Annotated in this window: 17 protein-coding genes and 1 rRNA gene; 5 read left to right on the top strand and 13 right to left on the bottom strand. The window is 36.4% G+C overall.

Annotation, left to right across the window (positions count from 1 at the left end):
- Positions 1–13: 13 nt before the first annotated feature.
- Together rrf and ESZ48_RS14830 are read left to right on the top strand one after the other, a co-directional pair.
- Positions 14–122: ribosomal RNA gene (gene rrf / locus ESZ48_RS14835) — 5S ribosomal RNA — on the top strand.
- Between the two features lie 239 nt (positions 123–361).
- The gene (locus ESZ48_RS14830; RefSeq protein ID WP_129018285.1) at positions 362–550 is read left to right on the top strand and encodes a hypothetical protein; all 189 of its coding nucleotides are present in this window, start codon (positions 362–364) and stop codon (positions 548–550) included.
- Between the two features lie 6 nt (positions 551–556).
- Here ESZ48_RS14830 and ESZ48_RS14825 read toward each other — a convergent pair whose 3' ends face one another.
- From ESZ48_RS14825 to ESZ48_RS14800, 6 genes are all read right to left on the bottom strand, one after another.
- Complete coding sequence (locus ESZ48_RS14825; protein WP_129018284.1) at positions 557–787, bottom strand: DUF6095 family protein; 231 nt, start codon at positions 785–787, stop codon at positions 557–559.
- The gene (gene murQ, locus ESZ48_RS14820; protein ID WP_129018283.1) at positions 765–1,595 is read right to left on the bottom strand and encodes an N-acetylmuramic acid 6-phosphate etherase; all 831 of its coding nucleotides are present in this window, start codon (positions 1,593–1,595) and stop codon (positions 765–767) included. The genes ESZ48_RS14825 and murQ overlap by 23 nt, the downstream gene beginning before the upstream one ends.
- A gap of 204 nt (positions 1,596–1,799) precedes the next feature.
- Positions 1,800–2,615, bottom strand: a complete 816-nt coding sequence (locus ESZ48_RS14815) for a DUF4249 domain-containing protein (RefSeq protein WP_129018282.1) — start codon at positions 2,613–2,615, stop codon at positions 1,800–1,802.
- Positions 2,616–2,618: 3 nt separating this feature from the next.
- The gene (locus ESZ48_RS14810) at positions 2,619–4,994 is read right to left on the bottom strand and encodes a TonB-dependent receptor (protein ID WP_129018281.1); all 2,376 of its coding nucleotides are present in this window, start codon (positions 4,992–4,994) and stop codon (positions 2,619–2,621) included.
- Positions 4,995–5,113: 119 nt separating this feature from the next.
- Positions 5,114–7,342: an NADP-dependent isocitrate dehydrogenase gene (locus ESZ48_RS14805; RefSeq protein WP_129018280.1), complete on the bottom strand. Its 2,229-nt coding sequence runs from the start codon at positions 7,340–7,342 to the stop codon at positions 5,114–5,116.
- A gap of 94 nt (positions 7,343–7,436) precedes the next feature.
- Positions 7,437–8,009, bottom strand: a complete 573-nt coding sequence (locus ESZ48_RS14800; RefSeq protein ID WP_129018279.1) for a pentapeptide repeat-containing protein — start codon at positions 8,007–8,009, stop codon at positions 7,437–7,439.
- Between the two features lie 321 nt (positions 8,010–8,330).
- Between ESZ48_RS14800 and ESZ48_RS14795 the strand changes: the two genes are divergently transcribed.
- The gene (locus ESZ48_RS14795; RefSeq protein WP_129018278.1) at positions 8,331–9,656 is read left to right on the top strand and encodes a glycoside hydrolase family 2 TIM barrel-domain containing protein; all 1,326 of its coding nucleotides are present in this window, start codon (positions 8,331–8,333) and stop codon (positions 9,654–9,656) included.
- A complete protein-coding gene (locus tag ESZ48_RS14790) occupies positions 9,646–13,413 on the top strand; it encodes a glycosyltransferase family 2 protein (RefSeq protein ID WP_129018277.1) in 3,768 nt (1,255 codons plus the stop codon). Before ESZ48_RS14795 ends, ESZ48_RS14790 begins: the two co-directional genes overlap by 11 nt.
- A 714-nt stretch (positions 13,414–14,127) precedes the next feature.
- On the opposite strand, the gene rplS is transcribed toward ESZ48_RS14790, so the two are convergent.
- The gene (gene rplS, locus ESZ48_RS14785; protein WP_129018276.1) at positions 14,128–14,478 is read right to left on the bottom strand and encodes a 50S ribosomal protein L19; all 351 of its coding nucleotides are present in this window, start codon (positions 14,476–14,478) and stop codon (positions 14,128–14,130) included.
- 620 nt (positions 14,479–15,098) lie between these two features.
- Between rplS and ESZ48_RS14780 the strand changes: the two genes are divergently transcribed.
- Positions 15,099–15,296 (top strand): hypothetical protein, encoded by a 198-nt coding sequence (locus tag ESZ48_RS14780; protein ID WP_129018275.1) that lies wholly within the window; start codon positions 15,099–15,101, stop codon positions 15,294–15,296.
- Positions 15,297–15,325: 29 nt separating this feature from the next.
- Here the strand turns inward: ESZ48_RS14780 and ESZ48_RS14775 are convergent, their stop codons facing one another.
- The 6 genes from ESZ48_RS14775 to ESZ48_RS14750 all read right to left on the bottom strand — a co-directional run bounded on the left by ESZ48_RS14775 (position 15,326) and on the right by ESZ48_RS14750 (position 21,955).
- A complete protein-coding gene (locus ESZ48_RS14775; RefSeq protein ID WP_129018274.1) occupies positions 15,326–16,264 on the bottom strand; it encodes a LysR substrate-binding domain-containing protein in 939 nt (312 codons plus the stop codon).
- Positions 16,265–16,489: 225 nt separating this feature from the next.
- Positions 16,490–17,797, bottom strand: a complete 1,308-nt coding sequence (locus ESZ48_RS14770; RefSeq protein WP_129018273.1) for a DUF58 domain-containing protein — start codon at positions 17,795–17,797, stop codon at positions 16,490–16,492.
- A 168-nt stretch (positions 17,798–17,965) separates the two neighbouring features.
- Positions 17,966–19,036: an AAA family ATPase gene (locus ESZ48_RS14765; protein ID WP_129018272.1), complete on the bottom strand. Its 1,071-nt coding sequence runs from the start codon at positions 19,034–19,036 to the stop codon at positions 17,966–17,968.
- Between the two features lie 4 nt (positions 19,037–19,040).
- Positions 19,041–20,246 (bottom strand): DUF4350 domain-containing protein, encoded by a 1,206-nt coding sequence (locus ESZ48_RS14760; protein ID WP_129018271.1) that lies wholly within the window; start codon positions 20,244–20,246, stop codon positions 19,041–19,043.
- Positions 20,243–20,971, bottom strand: coding sequence for a hypothetical protein (locus ESZ48_RS14755; RefSeq protein WP_129018270.1), 729 nt, complete (start codon positions 20,969–20,971; stop codon positions 20,243–20,245). The genes ESZ48_RS14760 and ESZ48_RS14755 overlap by 4 nt, the downstream gene beginning before the upstream one ends.
- Positions 20,972–21,955: a stage II sporulation protein M gene (locus ESZ48_RS14750; protein ID WP_129018269.1), complete on the bottom strand. Its 984-nt coding sequence runs from the start codon at positions 21,953–21,955 to the stop codon at positions 20,972–20,974.
- Positions 21,956–21,968 lie beyond the last annotated feature (13 nt).

Genomic DNA, 21,968 nt, shown 5'->3' with positions numbered 1-21,968 from the left:
CGCAGCTATGACTTAAGGTGGTTATAGCGACGGGGCTCACCTCTTACCATTCCGAACAGAGAAGTTAAGCCCGTTTGCGCCGATGGTACTGCATCTCGTGGGAGAGTAGGTCGTCGCCTTTTTTAGAATCCCTTCATAGTAATATGAAGGGATTTTTTTGTTTATATAGGTCAAGGTTTTATTGACGACTCTCCAACAGAAATGTTGGGGAGTTTTTTATTTGGAATACCTATGTAATCTGAAGAGAGACCAGTAACAATAGGAATGGTTCATTCGAAATCGATCAAAACGACTGATGTTATTTGTGAAAAAGAAAAGGGGTTGATGAAAAACAGCTGTCTAGGGAATTGTTAGAATAGTAATGGCTCATTCAAAATCGATCAAAACGACTGATGTTATTTTTGAAATAGAAAACACGGTTGTTGAAAAACATCTGTCTAGGGGCATTGTTAGATCACTAATGCTAATTACGGATTCTTCGCAGTTAATGGAATTGTGTGGGTATAAAATACCAACATTGGCATTTGTAAAGTGGAGTAGAGGCGATTAAAAGTATTTAATCATTAAATAAGCTTTGCATAATAACATAGATGCCTCTAAACAAGAAGAAGATGGCACCAAGGCAGAGTAGAATTGCAATGATCAGAACTAAAATATAGGTGGGTTTGTCCTGATTGCTAAATGCGAGATAAAGAATGGTTGGTCCCGTAAACATCAATACCAGGCAAATGCCAAGATTTTGAATTCCCTTAACCAAAAGGTTTCTATTTGTGCGTTTCGTTTCCATTTGTGTAGTTTTGAATTGCGGTTCTTACATTCTTGTGGGTTTGCAAAAGCGTTTGAGCTTCTGAAAAGTCGATGTGCAGCTCGGTTATCAACATTTTAATGCCTCTATCGACTAATTTATTATTGCTCAATTGCATATCCACCATTTTGTTGCCTTTTATTTTTCCTAATTGAACCATAGCCGCCGTTGAAATCATGTTCAACACTAATTTTTGAGCGGTACCGGCCTTCATTCTGGAACTTCCTGTTACAAATTCCGGACCTACAATAACTTCTATAGGAAATTGTGCAGTTTGGGATAAGGGACTGTTTTGGTTACAAGAGATGGATCCTGTGATAATGTTGTGACGATTACATGCTTCTAATGCAGAAATAACGTAAGGCGTGGTTCCCGAAGCAGCAATTCCTACCACAACATCATTAGAGTTAACTTGGTATTCTTCTAAATCACGCCAACCTTGCTCTGTTGAATCTTCTGCAAACTCTACGGCATTTCTGATCGCACCATCGCCTCCTGCAATTAAACCAACCACTATATCAGGGCTGACGCCAAAGGTAGGTGGACATTCGGATGCGTCCAAAACGCCCATTCTGCCACTCGTCCCTGCGCCGATATAAAATAGACGACCTCCAAATTTTAGCTTGGGGATGATTTGATTAACCAATGCTTCAATTTGGGGCATTGCTTTCTCTACAGAAAAAGCTACCATTTTATCCTCGGCATTGATATTTGAAAGTAATTCTGGAACGCTCATTTTTTCTAAATGATTATAGCGCGAATCTTGTTCTGTGGTTTTGTTGAATTGCATAGGACAAAAATACGAAATTTTGTGTATTGCTCTATCAATCTGGTTGGGTTAGTGATGGCAACGGCATCCTTTTTATGCGCTTCCTATTTATAATTAATAGACGAGGTATTATTCGCATAAAAATATAAAGTGAACAGCCTGCCTGCTGGCAGGCGGGCAAGCCGCTTTGAACCGGAGAATGAAAAGCGGAACCTCCAAATAAATCTACTGAACGGTATATATTAATTCTGCCACTTCTGAAAGTCTAAAATAGCCTAAAGGAAAATTCTCTGGATTTGTTTGATTGACACAATTTCCTTTTACGACGGTAGGTTGGATTTCAAACGGACCACCGCCGGCATTGCTGTTTTGTTGGAGCAAAATGAACATATAATTATAAAAACGTTCAGAAATTCCATGGTTTCTAATAATAACCTGATCGCCAACATCTAAGTCTTCTTCTGAATAATATCCAAATATTTGATTGCCATTATTGTACCTGTCCTCGTAAACGGATAACGATGGAATGGCGGGAATATCGCTGATGAATTCGAAAAAGTAAAAATTGGTTTCATCGGCAGGATCAGTATAGTAGGCTTTCAACTCTGCGTCTTCACCTGAAAAGCCACCAGTAAGGGTTTGACCTACAGAATCTATGGGAACTACAGATTTCAGGGTTTCCGTAGCATAATAAACCTCGTTGTTGTAAGTGATTTCTAGTGAATATGTATGATTGATATTTGGTATAAATCTTGAGTTTTTATAAATCCCTGTTGTTCCCTCTTCCACAAAATTATAAATCCTATTGTTCTGATCTGTTATGATTACAATTGCTCCGCTTGCTGGTGGAATTGCGGAGTCAAAATAAGGTGCTGTTAACGAAAGTTTGACGAATTGATTCTTCCCCGAAGTACCTTTTATCCAATTTATGGAGGCTTCTATAACTAATCTAGGTTCCGCATCATTAAGGTCGAGATCGATAATGTCTTCACATGAAGTTTGAAGAAGGAGTACTGACAATATGAATAAATACGTTCTCATTTTCTAAAATTTAAAATTGTATGAAATTGAAGGAATCATTCCAAAAAGTGCTAATCTACTGGCTTCGTTGACACCGGTATCGCGGTTTTCCTTGAAAGCTATTGATGCTGCATTTTTACGTCCGTAAACGTTATAAATACCAAAAACCCATTCGCCTTTCCATCTTTTTGTAGATTCAGGATTAGGATTGTAATTCGCAGAAAGGTCCAAACGGTGATAATTGCTTAAACGACTCGAATTTCTCGCTTCATAGTTCGGGATTTTGATCCCATTATATTCGTATTGGCCGTTGGGAAAAGTGGTAGGTTGTCCTGTTTGAAAGATGAAATTACTGCTTAAACTCCATTTTTCACTCAGATCATAACTAGAGGTTATGGAGATGTCATGAGTTTTATCGTACGGTGTGTTATACCATTCTCCATCGTTAATTCCTGTTTCAATTGCTGTTCTTCCTGGAGTTTGTTGTTCAGATTTTGATAGCGTATAGGCAATCCAACCTTTTAATCTACCTTCATTTTTCCTAAATAAAACTTCCAATCCGTAGGCTCTTGCTTTCCCATTTAAAATAACTTGTTCAATGGCGTCATTAGCAATTAGATTTGCCCCATCTATATAATCGATTCGGTTTTTGATGTCCTTATAAAAGGTTTCGACTTCCAGCGCATACTTATTGTCCTTAAAGGTTTTGAAATATCCTATAGCGACCTGATCCAATAGTTGTGGTTTGATATACTTTCCACTAGGTGCCCATACATCTAATGGCGTAGGAGAGCTTGTGTTGGAAAGCAGGTGCAGGTACTGGCTCATTCTGTTATAACTTGCTTTGATTGACGAATTATCGTTGAGTTGGTATGCCATGGCCAATCGCGGCTCTAAATTCATGAAGGATTCTATCACGTCAGACCGCTCATAAGTATCGACACCAATAGCCTGCGCTTTTTCATAAATTTGCAACTCTTCATTGAAACTGACCGGTTGATCATTTTCATAGATATTTAGCTCCGATTGCCCCAGACGTTGGAATGAGCTTAGTCTTAATCCATAAGAAATGGCAAATTTTGAACTTAATTGGTGTTCTGCATCAATGTACACCGCATTTTCAAAAGCATATTTTTTGATTAGATCGTAGGGATTAATTCCAGATGTTTCGCTGGTTGGATTAATTTCTCCAGGATTAAAAGTGAGATAAAGGCTGTTCAATCCATATTCCAGTTTAAAATCTGTCGATATATAATGTTTAAGATCGTACTTGAGATTGAAATTCTTGATTCCGGAGATCCAATCGAACTCGACGAATTTAAGCGCTAATCCGTAGTAATAATCAGAATAGATAAGAGATAGATTTGAGAATAATTTATCTGAATACAAATGGTTCCATCGGAAATTTAAAACCGTATTGCCATAGGAGTTATCAAAACTGTCTGAGATTTGAAAAACATCCCTCCCAAAATAACCGGAGAGATAAATATTGTTATTTCTATTGATGTTTAGGCTTATTTTGGTGTTCAGATCATAAAAATAAGCTTTACTATCAAGGTCAAATAGAGGGAAGAACAAGTGCGCATAACTTGACCGACCACCTAATAAAAAGGATCCTTTCTCTTTAATAATCGGACCTTCGGCAAGTAACCTGCTTGAAACTATCCCGATACCACCGTTCATTTGAAATGTATTGCTGTTACCTTCCTTTTGATAAATATCTAAAACAGAGGACACGCGTCCTCCATATTTTGCAGGAATACCGCCTTTATAGAGTTTTAAATCTTTTATGGCGTCTGGATTAAAGACGGAGAATAATCCGAAGAGATGTGAGGAGTTGAAAATAGTTGCTTCATCCAAAAGGATTAAATTTTGATCTACAGCACCACCTCTCACATTAAATCCTGAAGAACCTTCGCCAGCATTGCTAACACCGGGTAGAAGGGTAATGGATTTGATGACATCCACTTCGCCCAAAATTACAGGCATTTGCTTGATGGTGTTTATTGATAAGGAATTGACGCTCATTTGGGGTTTACGAATGTTGAGTTTCTCTACATTTTCCGTAATGACAATCTCGTCCAGACTTTCCGTGGATTCTGTGAGTTTGAAATTAAGTGCTTTGTTCTCATCCATCGTGATGGTTTCAGAAATACTATTAAAACCTAAATAGCTAATTTGAAAATTGTAGGTCCCTTTTGTTAAGGTGATGGAATAAAATCCGTATTCATTGGTGATGGTTCCCGTTTGGAGCTCTGGAAAGATAATATTGACACCAATCAAGGTTTCATTACTGCGTTGATCTGTTATTTTCCCGCTTAGCGTAAATTTTTCTTGCGCAGTGATATATAATGGCAAACATAGCATCAGCCATAGATATACTTTGAATTTATTGGTCATCTGCAATTTTTCATTAAAAATAAAAAAAGCTCCTCGATAAAAGGAGCTTTTTGTGATAATTTTGTTTAATTATTTTCAAATAATTATAAACAAATAAATGTATTTAGCATTTATATGTTTTAAGCTTTATTCTCAAGAATTGCATTAAACGTCGAACTTGGTCTCATGGCTTTATTAATCTTTTCTTCATTTGGATGGTAATAGCCACCAATTGAAACCGGTTTGCCTTGAACCTCTATAAGTTCAGAAGTAATTTGGTCCTCATTCGTTTTTAATACTTCTGAAAGTGTCTTAAATTCTTCTTGTAATTGCATGTCCAAAGTTTGGTTGGCCAATGCTTCAGCCCAATAGAGTGCCAAATAGAAATGACTGCCTCTATTATCCAATTCTCCGGCTTTTCGTGAAGGTGATTTTCCGTTATCCAACAATTTCCCGGTAGCTTCATCTAAAGTATCGGCTAAAATCTGGGCTTTTGGATTGTTATTCGTTTGAGCCAAATGTTCTAAAGATACTGCCAAGGCTAAAAATTCGCCCAATGAATCCCAACGTAAATGATCTTCTTCCACAAACTGCTCGACGTGCTTTGGCGCAGATCCACCAGCACCTGTTTCAAACAATCCGCCACCATTCATCAAAGGCACAATGGATAACATTTTTGCACTTGTTCCCAATTCTAAAATAGGGAAAAGGTCAGTTAAATAATCACGCAGCACGTTTCCTGTAACAGAAATGGTATCTTTTCCATCTTTTATACGCTGTAAAGTAAATGTTGTTGCTTCAGATGGGGATAGAATCTTTATATCAAGACCTTGAGTGTCGTGATTTGGAAGGTATAGATTGACTTTCTTGATCAATTCTGCATCATGCGCTCTGTTTTTATCCAACCAAAAAATGGCGGGTGTATTGGAAGCTCTAGCTCTAGTTACAGCCAATTTTACCCAATCCTGAATTGGTGCATCTTTAACTTGACACATTCTCCAGATATCTCCTTTCTCGACATTATGTTCAATAATCGTTTTCCCTTCTGAATTGATGACGAGAACTTTTCCGTCATTAGTCATTTCAAAAGTTTTGTCATGAGAACCATATTCTTCTGCTTTTTGTGCCATAAGACCCACGTTAGGAACAGTACCCATGGTTGTTGGATCAAAAGCACCATGTTTTTTACAGAAATCGATGGTGGCTTCATATAAACCTGCATAACTGCTATCAGGGATAACTGCTAAAGTATCTTCAGGTTTGCCTTGGGCATTCCACATTTTACCAGAAGTTCTGATCATTGCAGGCATAGAAGCATCAATGATGACATCACTTGGTACATGGAGATTGGTGATTCCTTTATCGGAATTAACCATTGCTAAATTCGGACCATTGGCAATGGCATCTTCAAGAGCAGTTTCTATTTCTTTGCGTTTAGCTTCTGGAAGTTCTTTTAGTTCATCATATAAATTGGCTAAACCATTACTTGGACTGAATCCAATTTGTTTAAACTCATTATGATATTTTTCAAATACATCTTTGAAATATACTTCAACGGCGTGACCGAAAATGATTGGGTCAGAGACCTTCATCATGGTCGCTTTTAAGTGCACTGAAAGAAGAATATTTTTCGACTTCGCGGTCGAAACGGCTTCTTGTAAAAACTTTATCAATGCTTTTTTACGCATTACTGATCCATCAATAATTTCACCATCTATTAATTTCAACTTATCTTTTAGAATGGTCTCTTTTCCATCTTTTCCAACAAATTTGATACTAACAATATCCGCTTTTGAAAGGGTCACGGATTTTTCAGTGTGAAAGAAATCGCCTTCAGACATGGTGGTGACCTCAGTTTTTGAATTTGGTGACCATGCGCCCATAGAATGCGGGTTTTTCTTGGCATAGTTCTTTACGGCTCTTGGGGCACGTCTGTCAGAATTACCCTCACGAAGTACTGGGTTTACAGCACTTCCCATTACTTTGTCGTAGCGTGATCTAATATTTTTGTCTTCTTCAGTTTGAACGTCATCAGGATAATTTGGTATATTGAATCCTTGAGATCTTAACTCCGTAATTGCTTCCTTAAGTTGAGGAACCGAAGCACTTATATTTGGCAATTTAATGATGTTAGCCTCAGGTTTCTTCACAAGTTCTCCCAGTTCAGCTAAAGCATCCGATACTTTTTGGTCTTCCTTTAAAAAATCAGGAAAAAGACCTAAGATGCGTGCGGCCAAAGAAATATCCTTGGTAACGACATCTATATTGGAAGATGCGGTAAATGATTTTATAATTGGTAATAACGAACGCGTTGCCAAAGCTGGTGCTTCGTCTGTTTTTGTATAAATGATAGTGGAAGTTTTTGCCATAAGTACTGTGAATTTAATTTTTTAAGATGAGCCCGAAATTAGGCTGTGCAAATATACGAAATTGAGTTTAGCCTAGAAAGCCCAAAGCATTCAATTAAACAATGTTAATTTGATAGTGATGTAGTAAACCCATCACATTTTCTTTGGAAAACTTTGCCTTTGTGATGGTATTGTTTTCGGGGTTTATTATAAAATTTTCTGAGGAGCTTAAATCACTGTGTTTCAAATTTGTTTGTTCGAAAACAGCGTGTTTGAAGTCGCAGTTATCGAATAAGCCATTATTAAGGTCGGCCTCTGCAAAATTAACCTGATTGAGATTGCAATTGCTGAACTTGATTCCTTTTAACTTCAGTTTAAAGAAGGATGAGAATTGCAATTGGCAATTTGAAAAATTAAAGGATAATAAAAACGGATTGCAATCCTGGAATTGAAGACCAATCATTTTGCAATCCATAAAATCCACTTCCCTAAAGATGCTGTATTTGATATTGGCGTTGCTAAAGTTACAAGTATCAAATTCACATTCTGTAAAAGTGATGGAAGACAGATCTGTTTCCGTAAAATTACAGTTCGTGAAGGTGCAGTTGTCATATTCTGCTTTTTGAAATGGGTTTTCGGTGAAATTGAGGTTAGAAAAAAGTTGTGACTCAATTAGAGGTAGTATCATACGTAAAATATAAATAGAAATTCGAAAGTTACAGGTTCTCCTCTTAGAAAGCAAAAAAGCTTTATGATCAACGTTTTCTTGGGTATGGTTTGAATATAAAAATAAGACTTAGAGTATTGTTTTTAGAGTTTAAAAGCTTCAGTAGAAAAACATACTTATTTTGCTATTAATTCGTGCTGACACCATACTCTTAAGTTCTATTAATCCGATTTTTATGCGATTACAAGTTATTTGTCTCAGATATTCAATAATTCGTCGTAATAATGGTTTCATATAAAAAAAACTTTCTACTTTGTTGCCCTTAAAGGTTTTTAAAATGCAATGAAAAGTAGGATTTTAATTTTTTTTGTGATCAGTATCGCCATTCTCATTTTTCTTTACATCTATATGCATAGGGATCGTGGAAGGGTAGTAGATCCTACACACACTGTGTTTATAAAGAACACGGAAGATGGTTTTCAATTGAATAGAAATGGTTCGCCTTTTCATATAAAAGGGGCCGGTGGGCTTGGGCATATGAAAGAGTTGGCGGAAGCTGGCGGCAACACCCTTCGGGTATATGATACCTTAAATTTACAATCTTTATTGGATGAAGCGCATCGCTATGGAATTGCTCTCATTGTAGATATCCCATTACCTACAAATGAATCAAATGATACTTATTATGCTGATAAGGAGTATATTTTAAAAATTAAGAGGGATATTAGAAATTTAGTCCGGCGGTATAAAGATCATCCATCATTATTAATTTGGAATTTGGGCAATGAACTCTATTTTCCTTTGGTGGCAAGAGAAAACAACTTTATCAAAGTATTCAATCAGCTTGTGGATCTCATTCATGAAGAAGATCCTGACCATCTTGTGAGCACCACCGTTGTTGGGGTTTCAAGAAGCCAGACATTGAGTATTCACCTTATGGCGCCCAAATTAGACATTATTGGATTTAACGCTTTTGGGAATATTACACGTCTCAAAACAGTGATGAACGCGGTAGGATGGATCACCAAACCCAAACCTTATTACATTACTGAATGGGGAAATCACGGTCCCTGGGAATCGGATACTAATTTGTGGAAGGCAGTTCTTGAACCTACCAGTACTGCAAAGGGCGAAATATATAAGGATATTTATTTAACTTATATTGACCCAGATTCAGATTGTTTGGGAAGTCTGGCCTTCTATTGGGGTTATAAGCATGAAGGAACACCAACTTGGTTCAATATCTTGGATGAAGAGGGCCGTAAATCAGAAGTCTATTATTATTTGAAATCACTATGGACCCGAACACAACTGGAGGATACACCCAGGTCAAAAATTCAAAATATTCTATTAAATAATACAGAAATGAACCACCAAGTCTTCGCTCCAGAAAATGTTATGACCGTCCAGCTAAATATGTTGGATACCATTACGCATAATCTCTCCTTTGATTGGAAAATATATAAAGAGGGATGGGGACTCCATGAATGGATTGCAGAACCAGATACCTTGAAAATTTCAGATATAAAAAATTCCTTTTCAAATACTGTGGAATTTAACGTGCCTGAGGAGGATGGTCCCTATAGAATTGTAGTTTCGGTTCAGGATGACGCTGGTAATTTTGCGACCACCAATATCCCATTTTACGTATTGAACCATGACCGATAAAATGCTTAAAGCTCCTTCTAAATATCAAAGATTTAAAATTAGAATACTTATCCTCATCGGATTTGCCAGTATTATTAATTTTTTCTATTGGTTTTTAGACTTCAGTCTCATAGAAGATCATGTGTTGTATTGGCTTTTAATGATATTAATATTTTATGACACGTTCAGACTGATCTATATTTGGTATCACTACTGGGATATTTCGGTACCTCGAAAGCCAAAAACATCTATTCGACCTACTGTTGATGTATTGACCACATATTTTCCTGGGGAACCCAAGGATATGCTCAAGCAAACGTTAATGGCAATTCAAGACATGGATTATGAGCATACCACCTATTTATGTGATGAAGCCAATGACCCAGAGTTAAAGGAATTTTGTCAAGAAAATAAAATTATTCATGTTACTCGGGATAATCGGATTGATGCAAAAGCTGGAAATATTAACAATGCGTTAAAGCAGGCGTCCGGTGAAATATGTTTAATTCTGGATCCAGATCACATTCCCCATCAGGAGTTTCTAACTGAAGTAATTCCTTATTTTGCCGATCCAACTATTGGTTTTGTACAAACGGTACAAACCTATTATAACCTCCATGAATCTTATGTTGCTAGGGCCGCAGCTGAACAGACTTTTCATTTTTATGGTCCTGTCATGATGTGTATGAATTCCTATGGCACGGTAAATGCCATTGGGGCCAATTGTGTTTTTAGAAGATCGGCCTTAGATTCCATTGGCGGGCATGCTGCCGGGCTATCGGAAGATATGCATACGGCCATGAAACTGCATGCCAAAGGATGGAAATCCATCTATGTTCCGAAGTTGCTTTCTGCGGGATTGGCACCAGCAACACTGACGTCGTATTTTAAACAACAACTCAAGTGGTCGCGAGGTACGTTCGAATTATTGGTAACCTCGTACCCAAAACTGTTTAGTAAATTTACATGGCGACAAAAATTACACTATGGCGTGCTTCCATTACATTATTTTACAGGACTTATTTTTTTGATCAGCCTTTTAATTCCCATCATTTCCTTGTTGACTTCTTCCACACCATGGAATGGCAATGTTATTAATTTTGGATTAATTGTCCTGCCAGTCATTGTATCCATAATAGGCATTCGATTTTACGTGCAAAAATGGGTTATTAATAAAGGGGAGCGAGGAACCCATTTGTTAGGTGGATTGTTAATGCAAATTACTTGGACTATTTATTTGATGGGCTTGTTATATACACTCATTAGAAAAAAGGTTCCTTACTTGCCTACGGATAAAGATGATGAAGAGAAAACCAGTTTTTACATCGTTTTGCCAAATCTAATTTTTGGTTTAATTTGTATTTTTTCTATAGTTTATGGACTTTATAGAGATTTTACTCCATTTTCCCTGTTTATGTCGGGATTTGCCTTATGGAATGCCATAATTATGTTTTACACGCTCCGCTTTGCGTACACATTAAATGCCATATCTACTCAGGATCGAAAAAAAATGGATAAAGATTTTAATCGTGAATCGAAATTTGAAAAATATATTTTTACTTTTTGGCAAAGAGGTGCAGTGGCAGTCTTAGGATTGGTTCTTTTATTTACTGTGTATCTTAATGGACGAAAGGAAGAAATAAAATACGACGGATTGGCACATTCTGGAAGTTTTAATAAACCAATAAAATACTTGGGGGTTTTTGCACCCATTGAGGATAATGGTTTGAGTGATTTATCTAAAGTAGAAGAATTCTCAAAGTCAATTAATCAGGATATGGATATTGTCTCATTTTATTTAGCGTGGGACAAAGATCTTAAGACAAGTTTCCCAGAAAAGCAACTTCTCAAGGTATATCATCAAAAGGCTATTCCCATGATTACTTGGGAGCCATGGACCAATACATTTAATGAAGAACAAAACTTTAAAGGCCATGTCCTTGACTCCATTACGAGTGGATATTTTGATGCCTTTATAGGGGATTTTGCCAAACGCATGAAAAATTTGGATAAACCCGTTTTTTTGAGATTTGCGCATGAATTTGACAATCCTTTTTATCCATGGTATGATGATCGTGAGGGGGCCGAAGTTCATTTTAAAAAGGCTTGGATCCATACTTGGCATATTTTTAAAGAACATGGTGCCGATAACGTTATTTGGGTTTATAATCCATGGAAACCAGATAACGTAACCAGTTTTTTTCCAGACGCGCCTTATGTGGACTGGATAAGCATAAACCTCTTGAATTATGCTACCCATGATCAAGAAAATTACCGGTCATTTCAAACGTTATATTCTCCCTATCATGACGAAATAATAAAAACAGGAAATTTTCCGGTGATGCTATCGGAATATGGGACTTACTTTGATCCGGGATACCAGAAATTATGGTTAGAAAACGCAATGGATATGATACTCTCCAATTATAAAGAAATTAAGGCCATTATATTTTTTAATTCCAACGTTGATAATAATATGCCAGATGGAACTGAGGGAGATTCTTACTTAAACTGGACTATTGCAGACGTTGAACATATCGACCTAAATTTTAAAACCAAACAAATGCCCTTGTATTTAACTAAGAATAAACCAAGGGCAGAATCAGCACCAAAGAAAAACACTAATTTATTAGCTAACCTTAGTGATATACGTGGCGTGAACATTAAGAATAGTCAGAAATGGAAACAGGATTATCATGTTAAAACTAGAAAACATTTAGAATCAAATTTTGAAAAAATAAGCAATTTAGGTTTAAATACGATAAAATATACTTCCAATCAAACCTATGACTATAATGTTATCACTATCTCAAAAGAGTATAACTTGAAACTTTCCTTTGGATTTTGGATTCCAGAAACTATTAATTTTATGGAAGATACCCTTATGGCTTCTCGTCTTCACGATAGAATTCTTGGTTTAGTTAAGAAATATAAGGACCATGAAAATATTATTTCATGGCACTTACAAAACGATCTTTTTGCAGACGGAATATCTCAATTTCATGAACCCGTCAGATCTTATCATCTGAGTGCCTATGTAGTTTGGTTGCAAAAATTAACCTCTGAAATTAAAAAATTGGATGCAAGTCGGCCTGTAATTATTGATTATACATTAAATGGCTTAAATGAAAAACAAGCAAAAAGACTATTTGAAGACGTTTTAGGTTTGGACGGTCTAGGCTTAATTGTAAAAGACGACATTTATGATGATACGAATCGTTTGTTGGAAAATATTCGAGCGTTGGACGTGCCTTATGTCTATTCTGACATCTCTACGACAGTCTTAGCTAAGATGAGTCAAGAATCGACAAACACCAATTATTTCATTAGAAACTGGCAGGACCAACATCAAATCGACAAAGTTACTTTTGACGGTGTGATAGATAGAAAAGGAAGATTTAAACCAGACTATTTTGAGCTCGGAAAATATTTGGGGTCATTTCATCATGATGTCGTCCCATATTCAATTCGGATTTTAAAAAGGTTAGATTTACTTGGCTATCCCCACAAAAAGTCATTATACTTTGCCATGCACTATGATCCAATAAAAGGTTGGGAGCGGATGGAACACAACTCAAATTATAAACTAGAGTGGGCATTAGTCAAATGTGATCCCTATGGTAACTTTCTTACTATAAATGAAGTTGAAGGCCTAGTCGATTATGTATTGCTTGACATCCCAGAAAATTATGAAGAATATCACTTAAGATTAACCATCTTAAAAGACAATACGGTAAAGTCCACCATGACGAGTTTAAATACGCCCTATTACCAATAAATTAATCAACACTTATATTTGGTAACATATCAAGAAAGTGAAACAAAATACTCTTAAAAACAAAAGCCATATCATTGTAGCTAAACTACCTTGACATGGCTTTCTTTGAAACAGTGACGTGATCTAATTAACATTGCTGTTAAATCAGCCGATTAAAACTCACATTTTACAATCGTCTTTTTCAATTCAAGTTTACTATTTCAATAAAACATTTCTACAACTATCAAAATGTATTGACCTGTTAAGAAAATGTTTCAGTTTGTTGCTTTTCTTGATGTAGTAAATCTTGCAATTCGCTTTCACGACATACAAATTTCAAAACATTGCTTCCTACCTTAGTATTCACTTTCGTTGCTACTATCTTTGGAAACTTTCAACTCTACCAGTTACAACCTGCCTAAGCGTGATGCACTTCTTAAAGTATCATGATTTTTCAGCCTTTCACGCATACACGTGACACTTAAAAAATCTCAAAAAACAACTTTATAAAGAACGTTACTTTATCCGATTTAAATCAAGTTCAATCTTTTAGGTTGAAACCAACACTGAGGTTGTTATCAAATCGTTTTACTAATTTACGAAAAAATGTTGTGTTGTCCAAAATTCTCAAGGCTTTAGTTATCAACTCACTATAAACATGACTTATTAACAATTGTTCATAAAAAAAAGCCTTGAGAATATTCAAGGCTTTTTTCTACAGTATGTTTGAGGTTATTATCCTCTTCTTTCTTTAATTCTTGCTTTTCTACCGGTAAGACCTCTAAAGTAGAAGATACGGGCACGTCTAACTTTACCTTTTTTGTTCACTTCAATTTTCTGAAGGGCTGGAAGGCTGATTGGGAAGATACGCTCTACACCAATAGTTCCTGACATTTTACGGATGGTAAATGTTTCTGAACTTCCAGAACCTTTACGTTGCAATACCACACCTCTAAAGAACTGGGTACGTTTTTTTTCGCCCTCTCTAATTTCGTAGTACACAGTGATCGTATCACCTGCGCCGAATTGAGGATATTCTTTTTTTTCTACAAATTCGTCTTGTACAAATTTTACTAAAGAATTCATTTCTTTTAATTTTTAAGATTGATCCAAATCAACATTCACGGAAATCGTCAGAGGTTAATTTGAAATTGGATGCAAAAATAAGGATAAATTAATAATTAACAATTATTATTTTAGAATTCTTACAATTTGTTTTCGGTCACCAAATAAATGGTCTGGAGGCTTAAAAAATCTCCTTAAGAAGTTGAGGGTCAAATTGGTTATTATTTTTAGTTTGTCATTTGTCATTTGTCATTTGTCATTTGTCATTTGTCATTTTTTGATGGGCATGTCTAGGTGATGGGGTCAGGTTCACATCATCAGGTGCCTGATATACTTTAGTCCTTTAATTATACCAACTTCACCCATCTAATAAGTATCAAATCTCAATCCTCTATCCAGTTAAAGGCGCAACAAGGAAACGGGAGCACATACATTAATTTGCCGAGAAGACTTTGTATACGTTGGATTTGAAGCAATTAGAACATGGATTTTTATTTGACAAAATAAAATAAAAGACTCTTTAAATTGTTAAAGTTAGTCTTCTGTAGGTTGCCTATTGTTTTTTTTACTAAATTTAGACAACCTAAAAACAATGCGTATTATTGAAATCTACCTAATATTATAACCTAAACTAAAATATCATGTCAAGAGCAATGTTTGAGTACACTAAAACTGTACTTAGCAAAGTCAGTTTTGATACTGCATTGTTCTGTAGAGAAGTTCAGAAAGCTATTCAACGCTTATTACCTTACGAAATTGAAGAGCTGAAGATCTTTATCAAATCTTTGATCCTACAGAATCCAGAATTAAATCAATGTTTAATCTATTTAAAACCATAACAAACGAAAGCGACCAACAGGTCGCTTTTTTATTTGGGCAGGGGACTGATGATTTTTACGTTCTGAAATGTAATCGCTCCACGTATGATCCCGGAAATCACGCTGTGCAATGCATCAATTATTTGCATTTTCAGTTCGCTCTTATGGTAAATAATACTGACCTCACGTGCCGGTGAAGGTTCCACAAAATGATGGAGGTTGACCTTGAGGCTGTCATTAAGTTCAAGCGTGTGCAAATAAGGTAGCAAAGTCATTCCTAAACCTTCGTTTGAGAGTTTGATCAAGGTTTCTATACTGCCACTTTCCAATTGAAAATTGTCGTCATTCTGATCCTTGAACGCTTTACAAAGATTAATGATGCCGTCCCTAAAACAATGGCCGTCCTCAAGCAATAACATGTCATCAATTTCGAGATCAGATACTTCAATTGTTTTCTTATTAAAAAGACGATGATGTTCTGGGATGTAACCTACAAAAGGTTCATAATAAAGTACGCGTTCCTTTATATTTTCACTTTCTAATGGTGTTGCGGCAATGGCAGCATCTAAGTGCCCTTCTTTAATCCTTAAAATGATTTCATCAGTGGTTAGTTCTTCAATCTTCAATTTTACTTTAGGATATTTCTTTATAAATGCTTTTAAAAACATAGGAAGAAGTGTCGGCATTACCGTTGGGATGATTCCAATTCGAAATTCACCACCAATAAATCCTTTTTGCTGATCTACAATATCTTGGATCCGTTCAGATTCATTGACAATATTTCGGGCTTGCTGGACAATTTTTCGTCCAACCTCAGTGAGTTCAATAGGTTTCTTACTACGATCAAAAATAAGAACCTCTAATTCTTCTTCTAATTTTTGTATCTGTGTGCTTAATGTAGGTTGCGTAACAAAGCATTTTTCGGCCGCTTTAGTGAAGTTTTTATGCTCCGCAATGGCTATAACATAGGTTAATTGTGTAATGGTCATGGTTATTCATTTAAACTATAAAAATATAAAAACTATCTACAAAAGCTATTATAAGGAGGGTTAATTAAAGCATAATTTTTGCGAAGAAAAGATCCTTACTATCAAATGAAATGTCTTTTGGTGTGAAATTGAAATCGAAGTTGAAAATAAAAATGCTCTAACTTAGAGTACCGACTGCGACTTCGACTGCAGACTGAGGTCTGAACACTGAAAGCCACTGCTCATTCAAAGCAATCCCCGAGATTTAATCTCCAAATACTTATTAATGGTATCAATGGTCAGGTTTTCAGGCGTCGTTAGGATGGAGTAAATACCATACTTTTTTAATTCTTGAACGATAAGACGTTTTTCAAAGGCGAATTTTTCAGCAATGACCTTATCATAAACTTGTTGAATGGTTCTTGCTTTTTCATCGACAATGCTGTTGAGTTCGGTGTTTTTAAAGAAGATGACCACAAGGAGGTGGTTTTTTGCCATTGCTTTCAAATAGGGCAACTGTCTGTTTAAACTATCTAATGTTTCGAAATTGGTGTAGAGCAAGACCAAGCTACGTTGCGTGATGTTGCGTTTAATGTTGGCGTAAAGTCGGCTAAAATCACTTTCATAATAATCGGTTTTTACATTATAAAGTGCTTCTAATATTAAGCGCATTTGCGAATTTCGGCGTTGTGCGACCACAATGTTTTCCACCTTTTTAGAGAAAGAAAGCATTCCAGCTTTGTCATGTTTTTTTAAGGCGATACTGCTGATGACCAAGGTGGCATTAATGGCATAATCCAATAAGCTCAACCCTTCAAAAGGCATTTTCATCACGCGGCCTTTGTCGATAACAGAATAGATAGGTTGCGATTTTTCATCCTGAAACTGATTGATCATCAAGCTGTTTTTCTTAGCCGTTGCTTTCCAGTTAATGGTACGTAGGTCATCACCTAAAACATAATCCTTGATTTGTTCAAATTCCATGGAATGCCCGATTCGGCGAATTTTTTTAACGCCATAATCATGCAGACTGTTATTAATATTGAGCAGTTCAAATTTACGCAGTTGCTTAAAACTTGGATAGGTTGGCACCATGGCTTCATTATCAAAACGAAAACGTTTGGCTACAAGTCCTATTCTTGTTGATGCATAAACATTTAGGTTTCCAAAATGATATTCGCCACGTTCCGTCGGTTTGAGGTTATAGGCGATGTTGTCTTGTTTTTTGGGATTTATTTTTAGTTTGAGTTCAAAATCCCTGACTTGAAATTGGAATGGTACTTCATCTACGATAGTCAAATATACCATAAAGGGATATTTATTTTCAATAATGATTTCTACCTGATTATTATCGCCATTTGAGAATTTATCAGGTAAGATTCGTTGACCGCTAATTTTATCTCTCCCAAAAAATACAATCACGACATCGAGAAAGAATAAAAATACAATCACCAAAATCAATAATTGGGCAATCCCAAATAAAATAGGAACAAAATAGCTGAATACAAACAGGGTTATAATGACTAATCCACTATAGAAGAATCGCGGCTGCATGTAAAATGGTTTAAAGAATTTCAAGTTTATTTTGTGTTATTTACCACTAATTCACGATTTTGTTTGAAGACTGAAGACTGAAGACTGAAGACTGAAGACCGCTGACCGAAGACGAATGACGGATGACTGAAGGCTGAATACTGCCAACTGAACACTTTCTCCTGAAACCTATCTCGGAATCTCCACATTCTCAATAATCTGTTTGATGACGTCCGTACTTGTGATGCCTTCCATTTCTCTTTCTGGTGTCACGATAACCCGATGGTGCAAGACTGGAATTGCGGCGCGTTTAATATCTTCAGGTGTTACAAAGTCGCGACCTGTCATTGCAGCAAAGGCTTTACTTGCTTTTAAAATAGCGATGGAAGCTCTTGGTGAGGCACCCAGATACAAGAATTTGTTATTTCTTGTCGCCATAATTAAATCGGCTATATATTTCAGCAAATGCTCTTCCACTAATACTTGAGTAACGAGTGCTTGATATTTGACAATTTGCTCTGCGGTTAAGAATGGGGTGATGGCATCTGTTTTGACGCGATCTTGTAAATGGTGCTCGCGCATTAAAATCTCAATTTCTTCTTCCAAATTAGGATAGCCAACATCAATCTTAAATAAAAAACGATCTAATTGTGCTTCTGGCAAACGGTAGGTACCTTCTTGTTCTATCGGATTTTGGGTGGCCAAAACCATGAATGGCGATTCTAATTTGTAGTAATTGCCATCAATGGTGATTTGCTGTTCTTCCATAACCTCAAATAAAGCAGCCTGCGTTTTTGCGGGAGCTCTGTTGATTTCGTCGATCAAGATCATATTGCTGAAAATTGGTCCTTTTTTAAATTCAAATTCCGTTGATTTTAAGTTGAACACAGAGGTGCCTAAAATATCACTCGGCATTAAATCTGGCGTAAATTGGATCCTGCTAAATCCAACGCTTAATGATTTCGCCATCAATTTTGCTGTAATCGTTTTCGCGACACCAGGTACGCCCTCAATCAATGAGTGGCCTTTAGCGAGTAATGAAGCCAAAAGCATATCGACCATGTCGGTTTGCCCAACAATGACCTTACCTATTTCTTCTTTCATTTTTTGCACATTGGTTTGCAATTCAGAAAGATCCAGCCGGTTAGTGAATTTTAAGTCTTGTGAGGTTTCCTCCTGAGGGGTTTCTTCCTGAATGACTTCTGGAGTTGGTATATGCTCTATTGGTGTTTGTCCTTCAACAGGATCTTGGTTTTCCATATGTTTATGAATAAAATTCTTCAATGTGTCTATTGAGTTTTAAAAGATTATCTTCAAAAAACTCATTTTTGGTGCGCAACCAATTGATGAAATTAATAGTTTTTTTAACGGTTTCTATCTTCTTGCCAGATTTTTGGGAGAGTTTGGTGATAAACTCTTCGTTTAAATTGGTGGTGTCTAAATTATAATCGGATCTTATCTTTTCTAAAAAATAGGTAATTTTCTTATCGATGAGATTTTTATGGTCTTGGGTTTCATAATAAAGATTGGAGATTGTTTTCACAAATCCGACGGTTGTGTTTTCCAGCGGTTTTATAATGGGGATGATACGCTGTCTTCTTTTGGCATTGAAAACCATAAATAAAAAGGTCAACAGCAAAGCCAAATACCAGGCCCATTTAAAAGACGTTTGTTGCAAAAACCAACTCAAATTTGATTTTTCTTCAGCATCACCATAATTGGAATCAAAAAACTTGGTGTAGGAGTCAAAGTAAATATTCTCGTTGGGTAGATAAGACAGAACGCCTTCAACATACTGGTAGCGATCGTCCTTTAAAATATTGTAATTGGTAAAAATCTTTGGTTCCAAATGCAAAAATATTTTGCCGTCTTCAAAAGGAACTTCTAGAAAATTGGTCGAATTAAGATCATTGTTGACATAGCCCAAAGTTTTGTGGTTCTCTGCTTCAAATCTTGAAAAATAGGACGCACTATCGCTTTTGTCGATTTGCGTATTTTTGGGTTTTAAATGAGGATGCACGAAGTTTAGCTCTACAATGCTGTCCTGGGTTTTACGAACTTTTACAGTCAAATTTAAGGTATCCAACAGCGATTGAGGGAAGTTGTAGTCTGACATGAAAAGCGTATTGCCACGGCCGGCAAAAATCAAGAGTTCCTCCACATCTGCAAGTTCCAAATAATCTGAATTGCCTACCAATATATAATTCCCTTCTGCGACATGATCGCCATAGCCATCCTCTGAATTCGCATAAAAGTAGTTGTAAGGCGAGTAGTAGATGGTTTTCATAAGTTGACCGTCAAAAAGCTTAGGCAACTCCTTATAAAACACACTTACACCATAGGGTTTATTGCTCTTTTCATTATAGCTTTCTGTCCAATCTACGGTCCGATTGCTACCATAGTCCACTGTGATAGCAATGGTAATAATAGTTGCGGCGATGACAAGTATAACGATTAAGGTTTTGTTCATGAATTGATCTCTTTAATGAGTTGAACAAAACTGTCTTTGGCCAATTGGTATTGTTCCTTATTTAATGAAAACTCACCATACCAAGTGTAATCGTAAATGTAGGAGGTATAGGCAAAACCTTTACTGAAGTTTTGAGATGCAATAGCATTCATATAATCTGCATTGGTTTTATCATCCTCATACTTAATGAAGTTTTTGAGGTTCAGTTGTTTTAATACCAATAAATAATAATACCGAATGGCCAATCGGTAATCATTTGTGTTTTCGGCGTTGGTGATGAGTGCTTTAATGTCGGCCTGCGCTATGTTTTCAGCAGTGATTTCTCCATACGCCTGTAATTTTTCATTCTTTCTAAACGAAAACAGATGACTGCTTCCTTCATTTAACAAGGTGTAGGCCAGATAAGGCAAAGCTAGGATCAGAATGATGATAAACAACCAATTGAAGATACTAAAGTCAAATGAGAAATTATCCGCGTCATTATCTTCGTTTACATACGGCCTGTTTTGAGAGTATTTGGAAGCGTCTCCATGTTTTGATGAATTAGAACGCACTGCTGCCTTTCCTTCATAATTATACTTCCTGCCAGAATAATTATCCTTAAAACCCTCTTTAAATTGACGCTCGTTTTGAGGTTGCTGTACAGATATTTTCGCCCAAAGTGATGTGTTTCCATTGAGCAGAATCATACAGACCGTAACTATAAGCGTAAGGTGAAGTTTCATTTAAGCGATTATGGGAACCAGTTGCGCATCCAATTTTTTCTTGACAACAAACGGATAAATTAAATAATAGTAACTAATACATCCTAAAGTGACCAAGATAATACCAACGGAGATTAATTTGGGCATTTCTTGTGAATATCTTGTGATAAACCCTTCCAGGAATCCAGCGAAAAAGGTGAAGGGGAAGGTGCTGATCACTATTTTAACCCCAGTTTTGGCACCTTCCTTAAAAGACGTAAACCTTGAATGTGTCCCTGGGAATAGAATGCTTGCGCCTAAGATCAAACCTGCTGCTGCTTCAATGACAATGGCGAAAATCTCCATTGAACCATGGATCCAAATCCCTCTGACACTTTCCCAAAACACATTCTTTTCGTAAAAAAAATATTGAAAGGAGCCCAACATGATACAGTTTTTAAATAAGATGTAAACAGTGCCGAGCCCGCCAAAAATGCCCAAAACGAAAGCAATGACGCCGACGCGCAAATTATTGACGGTAATGCCTATAAAACTTCCCCAGTTGCTGCCGCTTTTGTAAACGGCCACAGGATTGCCGGCTTCAATATTTTCTAAGGTCATGTTGACATATTCGTCACCCAAAATGGAGCGGACAAACTCGCCGTCATTCGCTGCTGAAATTGCGCCAATAGCCGTGAAAATTGTGAAAATGATGAAAGCGATATAGACGAATTTTCGATATTGATGCATAATCAATGGCACCTCAGTTTTCCAAAAAGCAACGATTCTATTGCTGTCTTCGCGTTTGGTCTTATATATTTTTTGAAAAGCTTTGGCTGCTAATTGATTTAAGTACGTAATTACTTTACTTTTGGGGTAGTAAGTTTGCGCGTAGGATAAATCGTTAATTAATTGAATATATTGTGACGCAAGTTCATCGGGATTTTTAAAATCATTATTGAAGATGGCGGTTTCAAAACTTAGCCATTTTTCCTTATTTTGCTTGATAAACGCAACTTCTCTCATATAGACGTTAAAA

The sequence above is a fragment of the Gelidibacter gilvus genome (assembly GCF_004115975.1).
Classification (GTDB): domain Bacteria; phylum Bacteroidota; class Bacteroidia; order Flavobacteriales; family Flavobacteriaceae; genus Gelidibacter; species Gelidibacter gilvus.
The sequence above is the reverse complement of the archived record's forward strand: the minus strand, read 5'-3'. Positions and strand labels throughout refer to the sequence as shown.